Origin of the sequence: Maricaulis sp., from assembly GCF_015665295.1 — a bacterium.
In the GTDB taxonomy this organism is placed as follows: domain Bacteria; phylum Pseudomonadota; class Alphaproteobacteria; order Caulobacterales; family Maricaulaceae; genus Maricaulis.
Window position 1 is genome coordinate 1 of sequence record NZ_JADFAJ010000031.1, and the last position, 18,640, is coordinate 18,640.

Here is an 18,640-nt window from a genome sequence, read left to right on the forward strand (position 1 = left end):
GGTCTGGTCGAGATAGCGCGTCAGGGCCGCACCGGGCACGGCCGGCCGGCTGCGCACATCGCGACGCACGGAAACGGTCATCAGCTGGCCAGGCAGGAGGCGCCCATCCAGATTCTCGATTTCGGCCCGAATGATGACGCTGCGGGTGACCGGATCGATCCGGCTGTCGATCTGGGCGATTTCGCCGGTGAAGGTCTCGCCGGGATAGGCAGACGTCTCGGCCGCCACCTGCATGCCGGCGCGGACCACCGACAAGAAGCGCTCGGGCACAGTGAAGTCGAGCTTGATTCGGCTGGTATCATCGAGCCGCGCGATCGTGTCGCCGGGACGGACCAGGCCGCCCAGACTAACTTCGCGCAGACCGACAATGCCGGCAAACGGCGCCCGCACGATGCGGTCGGCCAGCTGGGCCTCGATCGAGGCGACCCGGGCTCGCGCCCGTTCGACGGCCGCACGGGCCTCGTCAAGACGGGATTGCGGCACCACGGAGCGGGCGATCAGGTCATTGGTGCGATCAAGATCACGCTGGGTTTCGCGCAGGGTTGAGCGCGCCTCGGCAAGGTCGGCGGCTTCTTCCGTATCCGTCAATTCAACGAGGATCGTCCCCGCCTCGACCTGCTGACCGGACTCGAAATTGATCCGGGAGATGGTGTCGGTCACGCGGGCGGTTATTGTCACGGTTTCATTGGCGCGCGCAGTCCCGAGCGCTTCGACAACATCGGCAAATTCGAGGCTCGGCACCTCGGACACAGCGACCGGCAGGACGCGCTCACCGCGCGCCATCATATCGTCCGCTCCGGGCAACAGGGCCCGCACGGCAACGATGGCGGTCATCGCCACGAAGGCAACAAGTACAACAATCAAGAAACTGGCGCGACGCATGGCATTCTCCTGAGCGCATAGATGGCTTTCGGCTCAGCAAAGGCAAGTCTTGAGGTTTGCGCAGGCGCACGCGTTTGCGTGGAACGGGACTAGCCGCATGGCGCCGCAGCCCGGAAAGCCGCCGCGTGCGCAGGTTGATCGTGCCGGAGATACCGCCCTCGATCATGTCGGCGGCCGGCCTATTGAACGCGTCGACGCCGCCCATGCGTTGGGAAAGAACGTCGGAGAAGCTGAGAATACGACCATTATTGGCCGAAAAGTTATCACGTCCGTGCAGTTCGGTGCGGACCCAGGTCAGACCGCCAACGACGATACCGGAGCCTTCGATCGAGAAGTGGTCCGGATCAACGCCGGCGGCGAAGCGGTCGATCGACACGCCGGGAACGCGTTGCAGCGTCTCGGCGACCGAGCGGTCCGGCAGGGCGCCGATGTCATCAGCGGTGATCGAGTCGACCACCACTTCGCTGTCGCGTTTGATTGTTCGTGATGTCTGCAGGCTGGGCCGGAAGCCCGTGATCTGGATGACTTCAGCGTCATCCGCGTCATCGGTGGCTTCGGTGGCTTCGGTGGCTCCGGTTCCCGGACCAAAAGCAGGCGATATGGCCAGCAACGCAGTCAGAGCAAAGGCAGATACGCCTTCCTTCCAACCCCGGCCACGGCCGCGCCCCGCAAGACACACTGGTATCGTCGGTGATTTTTCCCTCCGACTTCCTCCCCTTTGATGCGCAACTGGTAGCGCTATTAATATTGCCTAGCACAATTGTATGACTAATTGATTGGGCAATCCAAGTTTTCCGGCGTGGCAAGCTTTCAACCCAATGAATTTGTCGCACGTCGGAATGTGTTTCCCGATTGCAGTGCTGGCGCTTATGTCCACGTTGTCAATTGGCAGAATCAGCCCTATTCTTGCTTGGAATCTCACGGGCCTGGAGCGTTGACGCTCACGACAACGCTCCAATATGCTTGCCTCCGGGTCGGCGGAGAGGCCGGAGTTCAATGTCAGACAATAGCGTAAGAAGAGTGCTGATTGTTGGCGGCGGAACTGCGGGCTGGATGTGCGCCGCAGCCCTGTCGAACGCCTTTCGCGACACGGACATGGCGGTTGAACTCGCAGAAACCGAAGCCATCGGCACCGTGGGGGTCGGTGAGGCAACCCGGCCCCATATCCGCCATTTCAACGCCGGCCTCGGCATCGACGAGGCGGATTTCATTCGCGAAACCCGCGCGACCTTCAAACTCGCAATCGAGTTTTGCAACTGGAACCGGATCGGCGACAGCTACCTCCACCCGCTCGGCGAATACGGCATGCCCGCAGCCGAGATCGAGTTCCATCACCTTTGGGCGAGCTTTGTTGAAGACCTCAATGCAAGCGCACTCGACGCCTATTCCCTGCCCATCCAGATGGCACGGGCGAACCGGTTCGCACCGCCGCACACCGATCCGAACTCCCTGCTCTCGATCTATTCCTACGCCTATCAATTCGATGCCGGACGCTATGCGCGCTATCTGCGAACCTATGCCGAGGCACGCGGCGTCACCCGGACCGAGGGCCGCATCCAGTCCGTCGCCCGGAACGGGGCAAACGGCCACATCGCCTCGGTGAGGCTGGAAGATGGCCGGGTGCTGGCTGCTGATTTCTTTGTCGATTGTTCCGGCTTCAGTGGCCTCCTGATCGAAAAGACGCTCAAGGCCGGATGTGAAGACTGGACCGACTGGCTGCCCTGCGACCAGGCGCTGGCCGTGCCGTGCGAAGGGTCGAAAGAAATCACGCCTTATACCCGCGCCACCGCGCGCGAGGCCGGCTGGCAATGGCGCATTCCGCTGCAGCACCGGATCGGCAATGGCTATGTCTATTCGTCCAACCACATATCCGACGATGAAGCCGCCGCGACCCTGCTCGCCAATCTCGACGGCAAGCCGCTTGCCGACCCCAGATGCCTGCGCTTCGTGACCGACCGGCGCAAACAGGCCTGGGTGAAAAACTGTGTCGCGCTGGGCTTATCCTCCGGCTTCCTGGAGCCGCTGGAATCGACCTCGATCCACCTGATCCAGAGCGGCATCGCCAAGCTGCTGCAGATGTTCCCGAGCACCGCGTTCGAACAGGCCGATATTGATCGTTTCAAGGCCCGCACCAAGGAAGAGTTCGAGCGGGTGCGCGACTTCATCATCCTGCACTACAACGCGACGACGCGGGACGACACGCCGTTCTGGGATCATTGCCGGACCATGCCGGTCCCGCCGGGCCTGGCCGAGAAATACCGCATTTTCGAGGGTTATGGCCGAATCTTCCGGGAAAATGACGAGTCGGTCAATGATACCAGCTGGTTCGCGGTGATGATCGGCCAGGGGCTCAGACCGCGCGCCTTCGACCCGGTCGCGGAATGCCTGTCCGAGGACGAAACCCGTCGCCGTCTCGCCCAGATCCGCCAAGCCATGCAGGCCTCGTCGGATCACATGCCGACCCATGCCGACTTCATCGCCAATAATTGCGCCGCCGAAATGGAGCCCCTGTCATGATCCGCCACCTTCTGCTGGGCGTCAGCCTTGCCACACTCGCTGCCTGCTCTGCCGACACGGGCGGGACCCCGTCCGCTGGTATCACCCCGGCCCGTTTCGAGCGCTTCACCTATTCCGGCGGCGACCCGGTCCACGAGGGCGTGCCGCGGGATGCCGGCACATTCCTCAACCCGGTACTCGGCGGCTTCTATCCGGATCCGTCCAACACGCGCGCCGGTGACGACTATTATCTCGTTACCTCGACCTTTGCCTATTTCCCGGGCCTTCCGGTTTTCCGCTCCAGCGATCTTGTGCATTGGGAGCAGATCGGCAATGCCATCGACCGCCCGGACCAGGTGAATTTCGGCACGCTGGGCCTGTCGCGCGGCCTGTTCGCACCGGCCATCGAATACCATGACGGCCTGTTCTACATCCTCAATACCTGTGTCGATTGCGGCGATAATTTCCTGATCACCGCCACCGATCCGTCCGGACCCTGGTCGGACCCGGTCTGGCTGCCCGACCTTGTCGGCGCCATCGATCCCTCACTCTTCGTGGACGATGACGGCCGCGCCTACATCCTCAATAACGGTCCGCCGGACCGGGAGCCGGAATACCAGGGGCACCGTGCCGTCTGGATCCAGGAATTCAATCTGGAAACGCTGGAGACGTTCGGTGAGCGAATCGTTCTGATCGACGGCGGCGTCGATTTTTCCGAACAGCCGATCTGGATCGAGGGCCCGCACATCTACAAGGTAGACGGACGCTATTACCTGATGGCCGCTGAAGGCGGCACCGCGGAAAACCATTCCCAAGTTGTTCTGGTGGGCGATGCGCCGATGGGCCCCTACACCGCGTATGAAAACAATCCGGTCCTGACCCAGCGCGACCTGCCCCGCGACCGCGCCAATCCGATCACTTCGGCCGGCCATGCAGATCTTGTACAGACACCGGACGGCGACTGGTGGGCCACCTTCCTCGCCGTGCGTCCCTATGGCGATGACCAGTACAATACCGGCCGTGAAACCTTCCTCATGCCGGTCAGTTGGGAGGGCGGCTGGCCACACATCACCGGGCCGGGCGAGGCTATCCCCTATGCCGCCGCCCGCCCCGACCTGCCGGCCGGCGATCCGGAGATTGCGCCGATGGCCGGCGCCTTCACGGTGATCGACGAGTTCGACACAAGCGAGATGGGCCCGGACTGGATGATGATGCGCAATCCGCGCGAGACCTGGTGGCAACTCGATGGCGAGGCGCTCGAACTCCAGCCGCGCCCGGTCGGGCTGGGGGATTTTTCCAACCCGTCCTTCTTCGGCCGCCGTCAGCAGCACATGTTCGGCCAGGCCGAGCTCGCCTTCAGTTTCACGCCCGACACGACCGGTTCTCGCGCCGGACTCGCCGTGCTGCAAAATGACGAATACTGGTATTTCATCGGCCTCGAACAGACCGAAGACGGGCTGGCCATCCAATTGCGCCGCCGCGCCGGGAGCGACGCCCCGTCAGACGGCACCGTGATCGCCACGGCAGGGGTTTCCCTGAACGCGGGCGCCCTGGTCGAGGTCCGGGCCACAGCCCGTGGCCCGCGCTATGATTTCGATTATCGCCTGCCCGATGGCGGCTGGCAGAATCTGCTGCGTGGTGCCGACGGCACCATCCTCTCCACCCGCACCGCAGGCGGTTTCGTCGGCGTCACGATGGGCCCACACGCCTTCACGCCGACCGGGGAATAGACCCGCGATTACCTTCCTACTCGGCCTGCCAGCTTGCGGGCGGGCCGAGATAGGTATCGGGCAGCTCGCCGGTGCGCAGTGACAGGCGCTGGAAGACCAGACCGGGATCAATGAGCCAGATCCGGATATTTTGGGCGCCCGGCGCCTCGACTGTGTGGCGTGTGGTCAGCACGGTGACACTGTCGGCGACATTGCGCATCCAGGCCGCGTGACTGTCATCGGCCTGGACATTGACGATCTCGATCGGCCCGCCATTGAGCTGAACCCCGTAACGCATGCCGCCGCGGTCGAGATAATCCAACGTCGGCGACAGGGTGACATCGATCTCGACCTCACCCGTCGACCAGAGCTGGACCGGATAGTCGAGATAGGGGCCCTCGCCCGGCACGTGAGAGGGTGAGTTGGCCGGCAGGACACTCATGCCGGACCGGCTACGGCCGATTTCGGGAATTTCCACCCAGGCAACGCCATCACCATTCACCGCCGCAGCATGGTCGGCAGCCTCGATCGTGACATGGCCATCGGCCTCGACGAAATGACCGGTCACCGTATCGGCTGCCCGCTGGCGGGCGATGACCGGAACCGTGTATTCGGCGCCGCCAGACCCGGTAACCGTGATCTGACCAGCATGCTCGCCGGCTACCAGCGCTGTCCAGTCGATACTGACCATGACCTCCCCGGCACCGCCTTCGGTGCGGGACAGGATGATCCAGGCTGCACTCGCCGAAAGCTGCACCAAAGCCCGACGGTCCCCGCGATCGAACACCTCGATCTGGCGATCAGCCTCGCCATAGCGGTCAAATACCAGGGCTTCGCCGCCGCTCGACAGGGCCAGCCCGAGATGGGCACCATCAAGCGCCTCGACACGAACCGTTTCCGGCAGGAGATCTTCCTCTGGCTGTTGCCAATAAGTGTAGGAAATGTGGGTCTGGGACATGAAATGGTTCCATTTCCCGTCCGCCACATCCTCGTGATAGATGCGCTCGAGCTCGGCATCGCGTTCAAACAGGTAGGCGACCCGGTCTGCCGCCTCATTCGCCGTGACACGGCCCTGGGCTGCCCAAAGGCGGTTGCGGGCTGTCTCGATGTGCAGCGAATTGAGATTGGCGCTGGCCTGGATCGGGAACCAGACCAGCTGAACAAAGGCGTCGTCGTAGGTTTCAGGCAAACGGGCCCGAACGGCATCCGCCTCGGCCGCAAGCGCCTGCCACTCCGCCTCGACCCGGTCCGCCTCATCAAACCCGGTCAGCGAGAATGTCCCGGCATCAATCAGCTCGGGTTTGCGGCGGGCGTTGTATTGGGTGTAGCGGATCAACAGCGCCGCGATCGCATCGGCCTCAGCCTCGCTGAATTGTTCGGCAGCCCAGTCCCGCGTGTAGCCGGACATCGCCTCCAGCGTCATCGACTCGGGATCCCAGGCGTGGTCAAGAAAGAAGCTGATTGGAAATTCCATCGGCTTGAGATCGCCAACATTGACAATCCAGAGCTCGTGAGCGCCGTGCTCCCAGGCCAGATTCATCTGCTCCCATGTGCGCTCGATCTGGGTCGTGTTGAGCCATTTATAGTTCCGCGGATCACCGACATAGTCGAAGTGATAATAGACGCCATAGCCGCCCTCACGATCAGCACCGCGTCTCGGCAGACGCCGGATATTGCCCCAGTTATCGTCCGCAAAAAGCAGGGTCACATCGTCGGGAACATCCATGCCCTGATCGAAATAGTCCTGCACCTCCTTGTAGAGCGCCCAGACCTGTGGCGTCTCGGAGGCCGGACGGCCTGTCACATCGGCAATGATTTCGCGCTGGGCCGCGACCACGCTTTCCAGGAGGGCAATCGCGGTACCCTCGGTCATCGCCTCGTCGCCATCGCCGCGCATGCCGATCGTGACCAGGCTCTCATGATCACCCATGCGCTCGACACCCTCGCGCCAGAATTCGCGCAAGGTTTCGGGATTGACCGCGAAGTCCCAAGGCCCCTCGCCATAGCGGGCCCATTCAACATGGGCCCGCATCAGAGGCTCATGGTGCGAGGTTCCGATCACCACGCCATACAGGTCCGCGGTCGGCGCATTGAGCGGATCATCATCTGAGAAGGCCTTGCCCCACATGGCCGGCCAGAGATAATTGCCACGCTGGCGCAAGATCAGCTCAAAGACCTGCTCATAGAAATCATGGTTGAATCCGCCATAGCTCTCATTGACCCAGCCATACAGCGCCGGGTTCTCGTCATTCAGGAATATCCCGCGATAGCGCACCGACGGCGCGTCTAGCCGATGGCCGGCCGAGACCTGGAGCTGGTCGTGACGGTCAACCGGCACATCGGCCCACCAATGCCACGGCGACACCCCGGATGCGCGCGAGACGTCATAAACGCCATAGATCGCGCCGCGCATGTCAGCGCCGGCAATGACCAGCGCCCGCTCAATGCCAGGCGCCGGATTATCGACGACCTGGTGAAGATAGGCTTCCCACACACCGTCGATGCCGGACACATCGAGCCGCCCCTCGGCTACCAGGCCATCGATCAGGGCACTGCCGCCAATTGTGCCGACAATAATGGCGCGACCGGCGGCCGCGCCTGCATCGATGGCGACCGGCTGGCCGGACACGGCGGCGAGGTCCTCGGCAAGGTCCTCGGCAGCCCGCAACAGGCCCGGCGCGTCATCCGGATCGGTGACGATGGCAGCGGCCAGCCCGTCCGCGACAAGCGCAAACCCGTCCGCCGCAGGACGACCGGGACAGATCGCGGCCTCACCCGGACAACCTGTCCCGACGTCCGCCTCGGAGGAGGGCTCTTGCCTGTCAGCCATCGGCTGACAGGCAACCAAGATGACCGCAAAGGCGGCCGGAAGAATGTGCCAGGTTGAAGTCCAGCGCATGGGTCCGCCTTTCGGATACCTGTCGCTTTGCCGTCAGTCGGCCGTCACGGTGAGTGTCACTGCTTGAAGATTGGTCGAATCGGCACCCACCGAGATGGTGAATGTGCCGGGTTCGACCACCCGCTCCATGTCGAGATTCCAAAGTGACATTGCACGCTCCGTGACTTCAAAACGCAGGGTCTGCGTTTCACCGGCCGCGAGCGAAACCCGCTGGAAGCCGGCCAGTTGCAGGACCGGCCGTGTCACCACGGCGAGATCATCGCGGATGTAGAGCTGGATAACGTCATCACCGGCGCGGTCACCGGTATTGGTCACATCGACCTCGACGAAGGCACTCTGTCCGGCAGGGATCATATCCTCGACCAGACGCGGCTCGGACATCTCGAACGTGGTGTAGGACAGTCCATAACCGAACGGGTAGAGCGGCGCCTCCTCGTCGAAGAGATAGCCGCGACGGGCTGATGGTTTGTGATTGTAGAAGACCGGAAGCTGGCCAACCGAACGGGCAATGGTCACCGGCAGGTGGCCGCTTGGATTGACCTCGCCCAGCACGACATCGGCGACGCCATTGCCGGTTTCCTGACCCAGATACCAGCCCTCGATCAGGGCATCGGCGTTCTCGGACAGGAAGTTGACAGCCAGCGGTCGGCCATTCAGCAGGACGACAATGGTCGGCTTTCCGAGGGCGAAGATTGCGCGAGCCAGGTCGAGTTGCTGCCCGACCAGTTGCAGGTCGGCCCGGTCGCCGAGATGGTTGTCGGCCCAAGCTTCGCGGCTGAGCTGCTCGTTTTCACCGAGCACCATCAGGATGACATCGGCCTCGCGGGCGGTCGCGACGGCAGCCTCGATCAGTTCGGCATTGACGGCGGGATCGACGAGGTCGACCTGGTCGGCCGCCCATTGCCGGCTCTCGGTCAGGCGCACACCTTCCGAATAGACCACCTCAAACCGGCCGGCGGCGGCCTGCTGGAAACCTTCCAGAATGCTCACCACATGACGCGGCTGATCGGAATAGCCACCGATCGGCGTGTCGACGGCATGGGTGCCGATCACGGCCAGCGTGCCGATTGAATCCGGGTCGAGCGGCAGGGTGTTGTCGCGATTCTCCAGCAGCACCATCGCGCGTTGCGCCGCCGTACGGGCCAGGGCTATGGCGTCGTCGGTCGCCGTCCCGGCAACCGCCGCGTCGGCGTCGGCATAGGGGTTTTCCCAAACGCCGGAGAGGAATTTCAGGCGCAGGATGCGGCGCACGACCGTGTCGATCTGTTCCTCACTGATCCGGCCCTCCGCCACCATGTCCGGCAGGCTGAGGAAGCCGTCACCATGCGGCAGTTCGACATCGACACCGGCTTCCAGGGCGCGGATCGCAGCATCCTCGATATTGTCATACATCCCGTGCCGACTGATCAGCTCGCGAATGGCGAAATAGTCACTGACGACCAGACCTTCATAGCCCCATTCATCGCGCAGCACATCAGTCAGCAGCCAGCGATTGGCGTGGCTGGGGACGCCGTCAATCTCGTTATATGAGGCCATGATCTGCATGACCTCGGTATCCTCGACCAGGCGCTCGAAGGGCAGCAGGAAATTCTCCCGCAATTCGCGCTCGGAGATCTGGGCCGGGCCGATATTCATGCCGCTTTCGGGCTGGCCGTGTCCGGTCATGTGCTTGAGCGTCACGAAGACCCGGTCATCGGCGAGCGGCAGGCCGTCGCCCTGGAAGCCTCGCACGGCGGCAATGCCCAGCTCGGAGACAAGATAGGGGTCCTCGCCATAGGTTTCCTCGATCCGTCCCCAGCGCTGGTCGCGGGCGATGTCGACAATCGGGGCGAGGGTCAGGTGGACGCCGCGCAGGCGCATCTCGCGCGAGGCGACGTTGAACACGTCCTCGAGCAGTTCGGTATCCCAGGTCGAGGCCAGACCGATGGATTGCGGGAAGCTGGTCGCGTTGGGCGCGACATAGCCGTGCAGCGCTTCTTCATGGAAGAGCAGCGGAATGCCAAGGCGTGTCTCCTCGATCGCCCAGCGCTGGGCGGCATTGATGTACTCGACCGTCTCGCGTTCATCGCGATTGAGCACACCGGCATTGGCGCCGGCGGCCTGGGTGCCCGGCTCGACGCCCTGGCGATCATAGGGGCGTGAAATCTGGCCCAGCCCGTTGGGATAGTTCTCGGAAGCACGCTCGGACGAGAAATCGCCGGACGGGGTCTGGATTTCAGCCTTGTTCTGCCAGATGCCGACCATCTGGGCGACTTTTTCTTCGAGCGTCATGCGCGAGAGCAGATCCTCGACCCGCGCCTCGACCGTCTGGCTGGCATCGCGGTAGACCGCGTCCGGGCCGGGACGTTCAGCCTCCTGGGCGGCGCAGGCGGTCTGGCTTGCAAGGATGGCGAGGAGGGCTGCCGGAGCGGCGATCCGGCGCGTCAGCCGGACAATATCGAAGGCAGGCGTCTGGACGCTCATACTGGTGTCTTCCCCTTTGACAGGCCGGATCAGCGACGGTCCGGCGCTTAGCTTTGCGCGATAGTAAGACGAGGCATGGGGGGAAGGTCAATGCATTTGTCCGAGTAAATGCGCCCATATGGACACCCCTGCCGCCTGGAAGTAAGACCGTAGACACAAAAGCATTGGGAATCGTGGCGGTTTATCGCCTAACCCAACCTGCCCGCTGGACGGACAGGCGACAGGCCAAAAGACTGCCCAGACAGCACGACAGAAGGACGATCGACATGGCGGCCACCGACAAGACCGAGGGCAGACCGCGGCGGCGTACCGGCAATCCGGCCCGCATCCACGGCACAATCGCCCATGATCTTGGCATTGCCATTGTCTCCGGCCAATATGCGCCCGGCGAGACCCTGCCCAATGAAATCGACTTCTCCGAGCGTCTGAAAGTCTCCCGCAGTGCCTATCGCGAAGCGGTCCGCATCCTGTCGGCCAAGGGGCTGGTCGAGAGCCGCCCCAAAACCGGGACCCGGGTCACCCAGCCGACCCGCTGGAACCTGCTCGATCCGGATGTGCTGGCCTGGTATTTCGCGTCCGAGCCTGATCCCAAGCTGATCGACGGCCTGTTCGAACTGCGCATGATCATCGAGCCGGCCGCCGCCGCGCTGGCCGCCGAGCGTCGCGAGCCGCATCACCTCACCATCATGCGTGAGGCCCTGATGAACATGGAAAAGCACACGCTGAACAGCGAAGCCGGCCAGAGCGCGGACCGCGCCTTCCACGACGCCGTGCTTGATGCGTCCTGCAACATGCCGCTGCGCAGCCTGGCCAGCACGATCGGTGCAGGCGTGCGCTGGACGACCGTCTACAAGGCCCGCAAGGACGAGCTCCCGCGCGACCCGATGCCGGACCATTGGCGGGTTTTCGACGCCATCGCTGCCGGCGGCCCGGAAGCCGCTCGCAGCGCCATGGCGGAACTCGTGGGCGCCGCCCTGCGCGACACAGCACGGGCGCTGCGCCGCGGCCAGAAGCAGCCGGAAACGCCTGACGCGGGCTGATTTTGCTGCAATTTCTCGCGTAGCGCGGCTCGCCTTGTCGATGCAGCATCTTGCTTGCTGTCAAAATGCAATCTATTTGTCGGAGTATTATTTTGTCTCCGATGCGGGGACACCGCCTGCATTAGAGAGCCTGATGACGAAACGCCTGAGATCACGCGCCTGGTTCGACAACCCGGAAAACCCGGACATGACCGCGCTCTATCTCGAGCGCTATCTGAATTACGGCCTCACATTGGAAGAGCTGCGCTCAGGCAAGCCGATCATTGGCATCGCCCAGACCGGCTCCGACCTCGCCCCGTGCAACCGCCACCATCTCGAATTGGCCAAACGGGTTCGAGAAGGCATTCGCGAAGCCGGCGGCATCGCCATGGAGTTCCCGGTTCATCCAATTCAGGAAACCGGAAAGCGTCCGACGGCGGGGCTGGACCGCAATCTTGCCTATATGGGCCTGGTCGAGCTTCTCTACGGCTACCCCATTGATGGCGTTGTGCTCACCGTCGGTTGCGACAAGACCGCACCAGCCTGCCTGATGGCCGCGGCCACCGTCGATATCCCGGCCATCGCTCTGTCGGTCGGACCGATGCTCAACGGATGGCGCCAGGGCAAGCGGATCGGATCCGGTTCGATCATCTGGCAGGCCCGCGAGATGATGGCGCGGGGCGAACTGGACTATGAGGGTTTCATCGAGCTGGTCGCCACCTCGGCGCCCTCGGTCGGCTATTGCAACACGATGGGCACCGCCTCGACGATGAATTGCCTGACTGAGGCACTCGGCATGAGCCTGCCCGGCTCGGCAGCCATCCCGGCTCCCTATCGCGAGCGCGGCCAGGTCTCCTACCAGACCGGCAAGCGGATTGTTGGCATGGTCCATGAAGACCTCAAACCGTCTGACATTTTGACCGAGGACGCCTTCCTCAACGCGATCGCGATCAATTCGGCCCTGGGCGGCTCGACCAATGCGGCCGTCCACCTGACGGCCCTGGCCCGGCATTCCGGCGTCGATCTACCGCTCAAGGCCTGGCAAACGCACGGCCACAAGATCCCGCTCATGGTCAACATGCAGCCGGCCGGCGTTTATCTCGGCGAGGACTTCCACCAGGCTGGCGGTGTGCCTGCCGTGGCCGCCCAGCTGATGCAGCATGGCCTGTTGCGCGCGGACGCGAAGACCGTCAGCGGCCGCTCGATCGGCGAGAATTGCCACGGCGCCGAAATCATCCTGGAAGACGTGATCTGGCCCTTCGAGGCTCCGCTGCTCAAGGATGCCGGCTTCATTGTTCTGAACGGGAACCTGTTCGACAGTGCGCTGATGAAGACGAGCGTCATCGCCAAGGCTTTCCGCGACCGCTACCTGTCCGACCCCAATGATCCGAACGCGTTCGAAGGCACGGTTTACGTGTTTGATGGCCCGGAAGACTATCACCGCCGCATCGACGACCCGGCCGAAAAGATTGGCGATGACGGAATTCTGGTGATGCGCGGCTCCGGCCCGATCGGGCATCCCGGCGCCGCGGAAGTCGTCAACATGCGGCCGCCCGCCTATCTCATCCAGCAGGGCATCAATGTCCTGCCCTGCATCGGCGATGGTCGCCAGTCGGGAACATCCGGCTCGCCCTCCATACTGCACGCCTCCCCGGAAGCGGCGGTCGGCGGCAATATCGCGCTTCTGCGCACCGGCGACCGACTGCGGATCGACCTCAATGCCGCGACCGTGGACTGGCTGGTCAGCGCCGCCGAAATCCGCAACCGGCGCGATGCGCTCGAGGCTGCGGGTGGCTATCCCTACCCCGCGTCGCAAACCCCGTGGCAGGAAATGCAGCGCGACACGATCGGGCAGCTGGAAACCGGCGCCGCGCTCGAACCGGCCGTCAAATACCGTCGGATTGTCGAGACTTTCGGCAATCCCCGCGACAATCACTAGGACTGCCGCCTAGGACGAATCGAGCGCAATCCTCATCGTGATCGACCGGGTGTCGCCCGGTGCCAGGGCCGGCATCTCGCCTGCCGGACCGTTAATGACGTCGGGGCGGTGGGTCACCGGTTCAAGGCAGGCGAAATCCTCGCCCGGCGGAATGAAGACATGCAGGTGGCGGGCATCAGGCGAGGCTGACACGCGCACGGGCCCAGCCTCACACGTGACCAGGGCGCGGCCATCCCAACCGGAATAGCAATGATCAATCAGTTTTCTGCCGCAGGCCTGCAGCCCGTGGCAGAAGTCGCCAATCCGGCCCGGCGTCGTTCGCTGGACGGGAATCATGTCGTCACGGGCCAGCCAGACATGATCCGATCTGAAACGGATTGTCCGGTCTCCCGAGATGGCAAAATAAGGATGAAAGCCCAGCCCGGCCGGCATGTCCGTGCTGTCCAGATTGGTCAGCGACAAGACCATCTCAAGCCCCGTCTCAGACAGGCTGAAGCGCTGCCGGGCCGACCAGTGCCAAGGCCAGGCACTGGCCGGGTGATCAAGACCGAGCACGATCTCATCCTCATCCCGATCGATCAGCGACCACGGTGATTGCCAGCCATCGCCGTGCAGGGCGTGTGGCTCAAAGCCGGGCAGGACCGGCAGGTGAATGGCTACGCCCTGCCAGTCAAAACGGGCATCGGCGATACGGTTGGCAAAAGGGATGAGCGGGAAGCTCGCTGTCGCCAGGACATCGCAGGCCTTGGCTGGCGTCGACCTCAATATATTACGTCCCTGCCAGCGCAGCGCTGTGACGGCCCCGCCAAGCTGCGGACACAGCTCCAGCTCATAGCCGGCTTGCACCAGTCGAAGCATCACAGGCTTATCAGGGATTGCGGCTGACCGGGCGTCTCGACCCGAACCCGAAAGAGACCGCCGGCCAGAGGCTGTTTCGAACGCGCTTCCGGCGTCTGGTGCAGCCAGGCTGTCGTGCAGTAGAGGGTGCGCAGGTCGTCATCGCCGAAGGCCGCTTTGGTGACAGCCGACACCGGGAAATCAATCTTGCCAAGCTTGCGACCGTCCGGCGCATAGCGGGCCACGCCCCAGCCGCCGAACAGACCGACATGCAGCACCCCGGAACGGTCCATGGACGGGCCATCGCAATAGCCCTCATCCATTACCGCAAAGACCCGCCGGTTGGAAATCTGGCCGGCGTCGTGGTCGAAGGCTTCGACTGTCTTTTCCAGCGTGTCGTGATGATAGAGCGTCTTGCCGTCGGGACTGAGCACCGGGCCATTGGTGACGCCATATCCATCCGCCTTGAGGACCGCGCCCGTATCCGGCGTCCAGCGATAAAGCGCGCCGGTCTTGTCGACCTCGCTGTCATCCATGGAGCCAAACCAAAGCGAACCGTCCGGCGCGACATAGCCATCATTGAGCCGGTTCTGTGGCCGGTCCAGTTCGACCGCTTCGATTAGGGAAAAGCGGCCATCCGCCGGGTCGAAGCGGTGGAGCCCGCCCCGCACGCCGCAGACCAGGCTGCCATCCGTCGCCGGCAGGGCAAAGCCGGTCTGGTCCGGCGTATCCCAGCTCGCCCTGGCACCGTCATCAGCGCCATATCGGTGCAGTTTACGGCCCTTGATATCGACGAACCAGACGCAGCGCTCGCGCGCCGACCAGACCGGGCCTTCACCCAGTTCCGCCTTCAAATCCCAGATCAGCTCGGGCGTTGTCATGCCGATTCCGTCACCGCCTGCGCGAAAGAAATCGGCCCGGGCGGAGGGTCGCCCGGGCCGGAGGTCTGTCGTGACAGGCTAGCCTTCCATGTCCTCGAGTTCCTTGCCGCGGGTCTCGCGGACCATCTTGATCACGAACCAGATCGAGATGACGGCGAACACGGTGTAGATCCCGTAGGCCCCGGCCAGCCCGATCGAGCTGAGCAGGGAGAGGAAGGTGATGGAGATCAGGAAGTTGGTGCCCCACTGGAAGAGCCCCGCAACCGCCAGGCCGGAGCCACGGATCTGGTTGGGGAACATCTCGCCCAGCATGACCCACATGACCGGACCCCAGGAGAAGTTGAAGAACATCACATAGACATTCGCCGCAACCAGAGCCAGGAGCGCCATGTTGTCGGACAGGCTCAGCGAACCGTCGACGAGTTCGCCGGTCGAGAAGGCGAAGGCACACAGACCCAGCGTCACAGCCATGCCGATTGAGCCGATGATGAGCATCGGCTTGCGGCCGAGCCTGTCGATCACCAGGAGGGCGACAATCACCGAACCGATGGACAGGGCACCCGACAGGACGTTGGTCAGGAGGGCATCACTCTCGGTGAAGCCCGCAGCCTGCCACAGCACAGCGCCATAGTAGAAGATGATGTTGATACCGACGAGCTGCTGGAAGCTGGCAAGGCCGATACCGACCCAGACGATCGGGCGGATCTTCTTGGTGATCGGGCTGATCAGGTCACGCAGGCTTGGCTGGTGATCGGCTTCAAGCGAGGATGCGATTTCCTCGACCTTGCGCTTGGCCGTCTTCGGGCCGAACAGCTTCGTCAGCACGCCCGTGGCCTGCTCGTTCTTCTTCTTGAAGACCAGGAAGCGCGGGCTTTCCGGGATCGAGAACAGCGCGATCAGGAAGACCGCGGCCGGCAGAAGCTCCATCCAGAACATCCAGCGCCAGGTTTCAAAACCGAGCCAAAACTCCACTGTCGAACCGCCGGCGGTTTCCGCCAGCAGATAGTTTGACAGGAAAGAGAAGAAGAGGCCGGCGATGATGGCGATCTGCTGGATCGTCGCGAGACGGCCACGGATGCCCGCCGGGGCAATCTCGGAGATGTAGGCCGGCGCCATGACGCTGGCCGCACCGACGGCGAGACCACCGAGCAAACGGTAGATCACGAATTCGGTCGACCCGTTGGCCATGCCTGAACCCCAGGCCGAGATGATGAAGAAGACTGCGGCCGCAACCAGCAGGGTGCGACGTCCGAAAATGTCGGCCGCACGTCCGGCGATCAGGGCGCCAATTGCGCAGCCAAGCAGCATCGAGGCGACATTCCAGCCCGTGCCGACATCTTCCGAGTTGAAGGCGGCCCGCAGGCCGTCGACCGTGCCGTTGATCACGCCGCTGTCATAACCGAAGAGGAAGCCCCCGATCGTGGCGACGATCGCGATGGCCAGGATATAGCCCATGTTAGGCGCTTCGGCGGGAACCGAAGTGCTCACGGCGCTATCTGCCGTATCTGTCATTGTCCAACTCTCCCCATGCGGGCCTTTGGCCCTTTTTGATGATGCGTCTTATCTCCAGCCCGCATCGACGAAATACTCGTGGCCCGTACACGCCCGGGCGTCATCGGACGCCAAAAACAGCGCCATGGCCAGTATGTCCCTGGGTTCGACCCGAAGCTTGAGGCATTGCGCGGCCACGATTTCGGCTTCGCCTTCCGGCGTGTACCATTTTTCCTGGCGCGGTGTTTTCACATTGCCCGGCACGATGCAGGCCACCCGGATTCCGTCCGGGCCCAGCTCGCGCGCCAGCGCGCGGGTCATGCCCTCAATGGCCGACTTTGCGGTCTGGTAGACCGACAGGTCCGGCAGGGCGAGGTGCCAGGAGATCGAGCCGAGATTGATCACCACGCCGGCACCCTGCGCCTTCATGCCGGGAGCGACTTCGCGGGTGGCGAAATACTTGTGGCGCAAATTTACCGCCATGCGGTTGTCCCAGTATTCCGGCGTGACCTCAGCAATGGTGTGACGGTCGTCATTGGCGGCATTGTTGATCAGGATATCGACCGTGCCATGGGCTTCGCGGATCGCCTCGAAGCAGGCATGCAGCGCGTCCAGATCGGTCAGGTCACAATGACGATAGACCGGCGCCGGATCGAGCGAGGACAGCGCGTCGACAATCGCCTTGGCCGGCGCGTCGCATATGTCCAGGAAAACTACTTGCGCGCCCTGGCGGGCAAAGCCCTCGGTCAGAGCGGCACCAATGCCGGACCCGCCACCGGTGATCACGACCAGCTTGCCCTTGAGGGAGGGGTAAATCGCGCCGCTCATGTCGCACCCCCCAGCAGGCCACGCGCCGCGAGATTGCGCATCAGGCCAGAAATCCCCAGCGTCCAGGGCGGGGCCTGGTCGCAAGTCGTCACTTCATTCACCAGCGCCCCGAGGCGTGGCGTGGAGACGCTCACCCGGTCGCCGACCTTGTGGGTGAAGCCCTGTCCCGGCGTGTCGCGGTCCGCGACCGGCGCGAACATCGTGCCGAGCAAGAGGGCGAAACCGTCGGGATACTGGTGATGCTTGCCGATCGCCTGGCCAACCAGTTCCAGTGGGTCACGGCTGATCAGCGACATCGAGCTCTGCCCGGTCAGGGTAAATCCGTCTGCACCGGTGATCTCGAGCGAGATCTCGGCCTGACGGACATCATCGATCCCGAACTTGTCATCGAACAAGCGGATGAAGGGGCCCAGCGCACAAGACGCGTTATTGTCCTTGGCCTTGCCTAGGAGAAGCGCAGAACGCCCCTCGAAATCCCGCAGATTGACATCATTGCCTAGCGTGGCGCCGACGGCGCGGCCGGTGGCGTCACAGACAAGGGCAATCTCCGGCTCGGGATTGTTCCAGTGCGAGTCCGAACGCACGCCGACGCAGTCACCCCAGCCGACCGAGGACAGCGTCGGGGACTTGGTGAAGATCTCCGCATCCGGCCCGATCGCGACTTCCAGATATTGTGACCAGAGACCGTCGGAGATCAGCGCCGCCTTGAGCTCGGCTGCCGATGCCGAGCCCGGTTTTACCGAGGCAATATCAGCGCCGATACGGGCCTGCAGCGCGTCGCGAATTTCGCGCGCCCGGTCGGCATGGCCCTGGGCGCGCTCCTCGATCACCCGCTCGATGGCAGAGATGGCGAAGGTCACACCGGACGCTTTCACGCATTGCAGATCGATCGGGGCGAGCAATTTGACGGCAGCCGACGGCGCCTGACCGAAACCGGCGGCCAAGCCGAGATCATCCAGAGCACCAAGATCGCGGCCCTCCGCAACGACCAGCGCATCCGTGCGCGCCAAGGCGTCGGACACGGTCGGAGCGAAACAGGAAATATCTTGCACCCGGCCATCGCGGATCAATACCGGCGTCGGGCCTTCAGGCAGGGCCAGGCGTCCGATCAGGACGGCGTCCTTCCAGTCCACCGGCAGGCAGTCAGTAATCTGGGTCATTCCTCCCCCGGAGGATTATCTGTGGCTCGGCGCCCG

At 63.4% G+C, this 18,640-nt stretch carries 13 protein-coding genes; 4 read left to right on the top strand and 9 right to left on the bottom strand.

The features are described 5' to 3' along the window. Nucleotides 1-882: efflux RND transporter periplasmic adaptor subunit (locus QZZ02_RS13110; protein WP_291845063.1), on the bottom strand; the 882-nt coding region annotated here is incomplete at its 3' end. Further along, on the bottom strand, nt 770-1,492 hold the full coding sequence (locus QZZ02_RS13115) for a TonB-dependent receptor plug domain-containing protein (RefSeq protein WP_291845064.1): 723 nt from the start codon (nt 1,490-1,492) through the stop codon (nt 770-772). The genes QZZ02_RS13110 and QZZ02_RS13115, both read right to left, overlap by 113 nt. A gap of 386 nt (nt 1,493-1,878) precedes the next feature. Between QZZ02_RS13115 and QZZ02_RS13120 the strand changes: the two genes are divergently transcribed. Together QZZ02_RS13120 and QZZ02_RS13125 are read left to right on the top strand one after the other, a co-directional pair. Continuing rightward, on the top strand, nt 1,879-3,399 hold the full coding sequence (locus QZZ02_RS13120) for a tryptophan halogenase family protein (protein ID WP_291845066.1): 1,521 nt from the start codon (nt 1,879-1,881) through the stop codon (nt 3,397-3,399). Then, nucleotides 3,396-5,108 (top strand): glycoside hydrolase family 43 protein, encoded by a 1,713-nt coding sequence (locus QZZ02_RS13125; RefSeq protein ID WP_291845067.1) that lies wholly within the window; start codon nt 3,396-3,398, stop codon nt 5,106-5,108. Before QZZ02_RS13120 ends, QZZ02_RS13125 begins: the two co-directional genes overlap by 4 nt. 16 nt (nt 5,109-5,124) lie before the next feature. Here the strand turns inward: QZZ02_RS13125 and QZZ02_RS13130 are convergent, their stop codons facing one another. Further along, nucleotides 5,125-7,986 carry a glycosyl hydrolase 115 family protein gene (locus QZZ02_RS13130; RefSeq protein ID WP_291845068.1) on the bottom strand — a complete coding sequence of 954 codons (2,862 nt, stop codon included), beginning with the start codon at nt 7,984-7,986 and terminating at the stop codon, nt 5,125-5,127. Between the two features lie 33 nt (nt 7,987-8,019). After that, a complete protein-coding gene (locus QZZ02_RS13135) occupies nt 8,020-10,449 on the bottom strand; it encodes a glycoside hydrolase family 3 N-terminal domain-containing protein (RefSeq protein ID WP_291845069.1) in 2,430 nt (809 codons plus the stop codon). Between the two features lie 266 nt (nt 10,450-10,715). Here QZZ02_RS13135 and QZZ02_RS13140 point away from each other — a divergent pair, with 266 nt between their 5' ends. Further along, a complete protein-coding gene (locus tag QZZ02_RS13140) occupies nt 10,716-11,489 on the top strand; it encodes a FadR/GntR family transcriptional regulator (protein WP_291845070.1) in 774 nt (257 codons plus the stop codon). A 133-nt stretch (nt 11,490-11,622) separates the two neighbouring features. Beyond that, nucleotides 11,623-13,407: an IlvD/Edd family dehydratase gene (locus tag QZZ02_RS13145; protein WP_291845071.1), complete on the top strand. Its 1,785-nt coding sequence runs from the start codon at nt 11,623-11,625 to the stop codon at nt 13,405-13,407. 9 nt (nt 13,408-13,416) lie between these two features. Here QZZ02_RS13145 and QZZ02_RS13150 read toward each other — a convergent pair whose 3' ends face one another. The 5 genes from QZZ02_RS13150 to QZZ02_RS13170 form a co-directional block, all read right to left on the bottom strand. Then, nucleotides 13,417-14,265 carry an aldose 1-epimerase gene (locus tag QZZ02_RS13150; RefSeq protein WP_291845072.1) on the bottom strand — a complete coding sequence of 283 codons (849 nt, stop codon included), beginning with the start codon at nt 14,263-14,265 and terminating at the stop codon, nt 13,417-13,419. After that, nucleotides 14,265-15,125 (bottom strand): SMP-30/gluconolactonase/LRE family protein, encoded by an 861-nt coding sequence (locus QZZ02_RS13155; RefSeq protein WP_291845074.1) that lies wholly within the window; start codon nt 15,123-15,125, stop codon nt 14,265-14,267. The genes QZZ02_RS13150 and QZZ02_RS13155 overlap by 1 nt, the downstream gene beginning before the upstream one ends. 78 nt (nt 15,126-15,203) lie before the next feature. Beyond that, a complete protein-coding gene (locus tag QZZ02_RS13160; protein WP_291845075.1) occupies nt 15,204-16,637 on the bottom strand; it encodes a sugar porter family MFS transporter in 1,434 nt (477 codons plus the stop codon). A 48-nt stretch (nt 16,638-16,685) separates the two neighbouring features. Then, nucleotides 16,686-17,444, bottom strand: coding sequence for an SDR family oxidoreductase (locus tag QZZ02_RS13165; RefSeq protein WP_291845076.1), 759 nt, complete (start codon nt 17,442-17,444; stop codon nt 16,686-16,688). Then, nucleotides 17,441-18,604, bottom strand: a complete 1,164-nt coding sequence (locus QZZ02_RS13170) for a fumarylacetoacetate hydrolase family protein (RefSeq protein ID WP_291845077.1) — start codon at nt 18,602-18,604, stop codon at nt 17,441-17,443. The genes QZZ02_RS13165 and QZZ02_RS13170 overlap by 4 nt, the downstream gene beginning before the upstream one ends. Nucleotides 18,605-18,640: the final 36 nt, after the last annotated feature.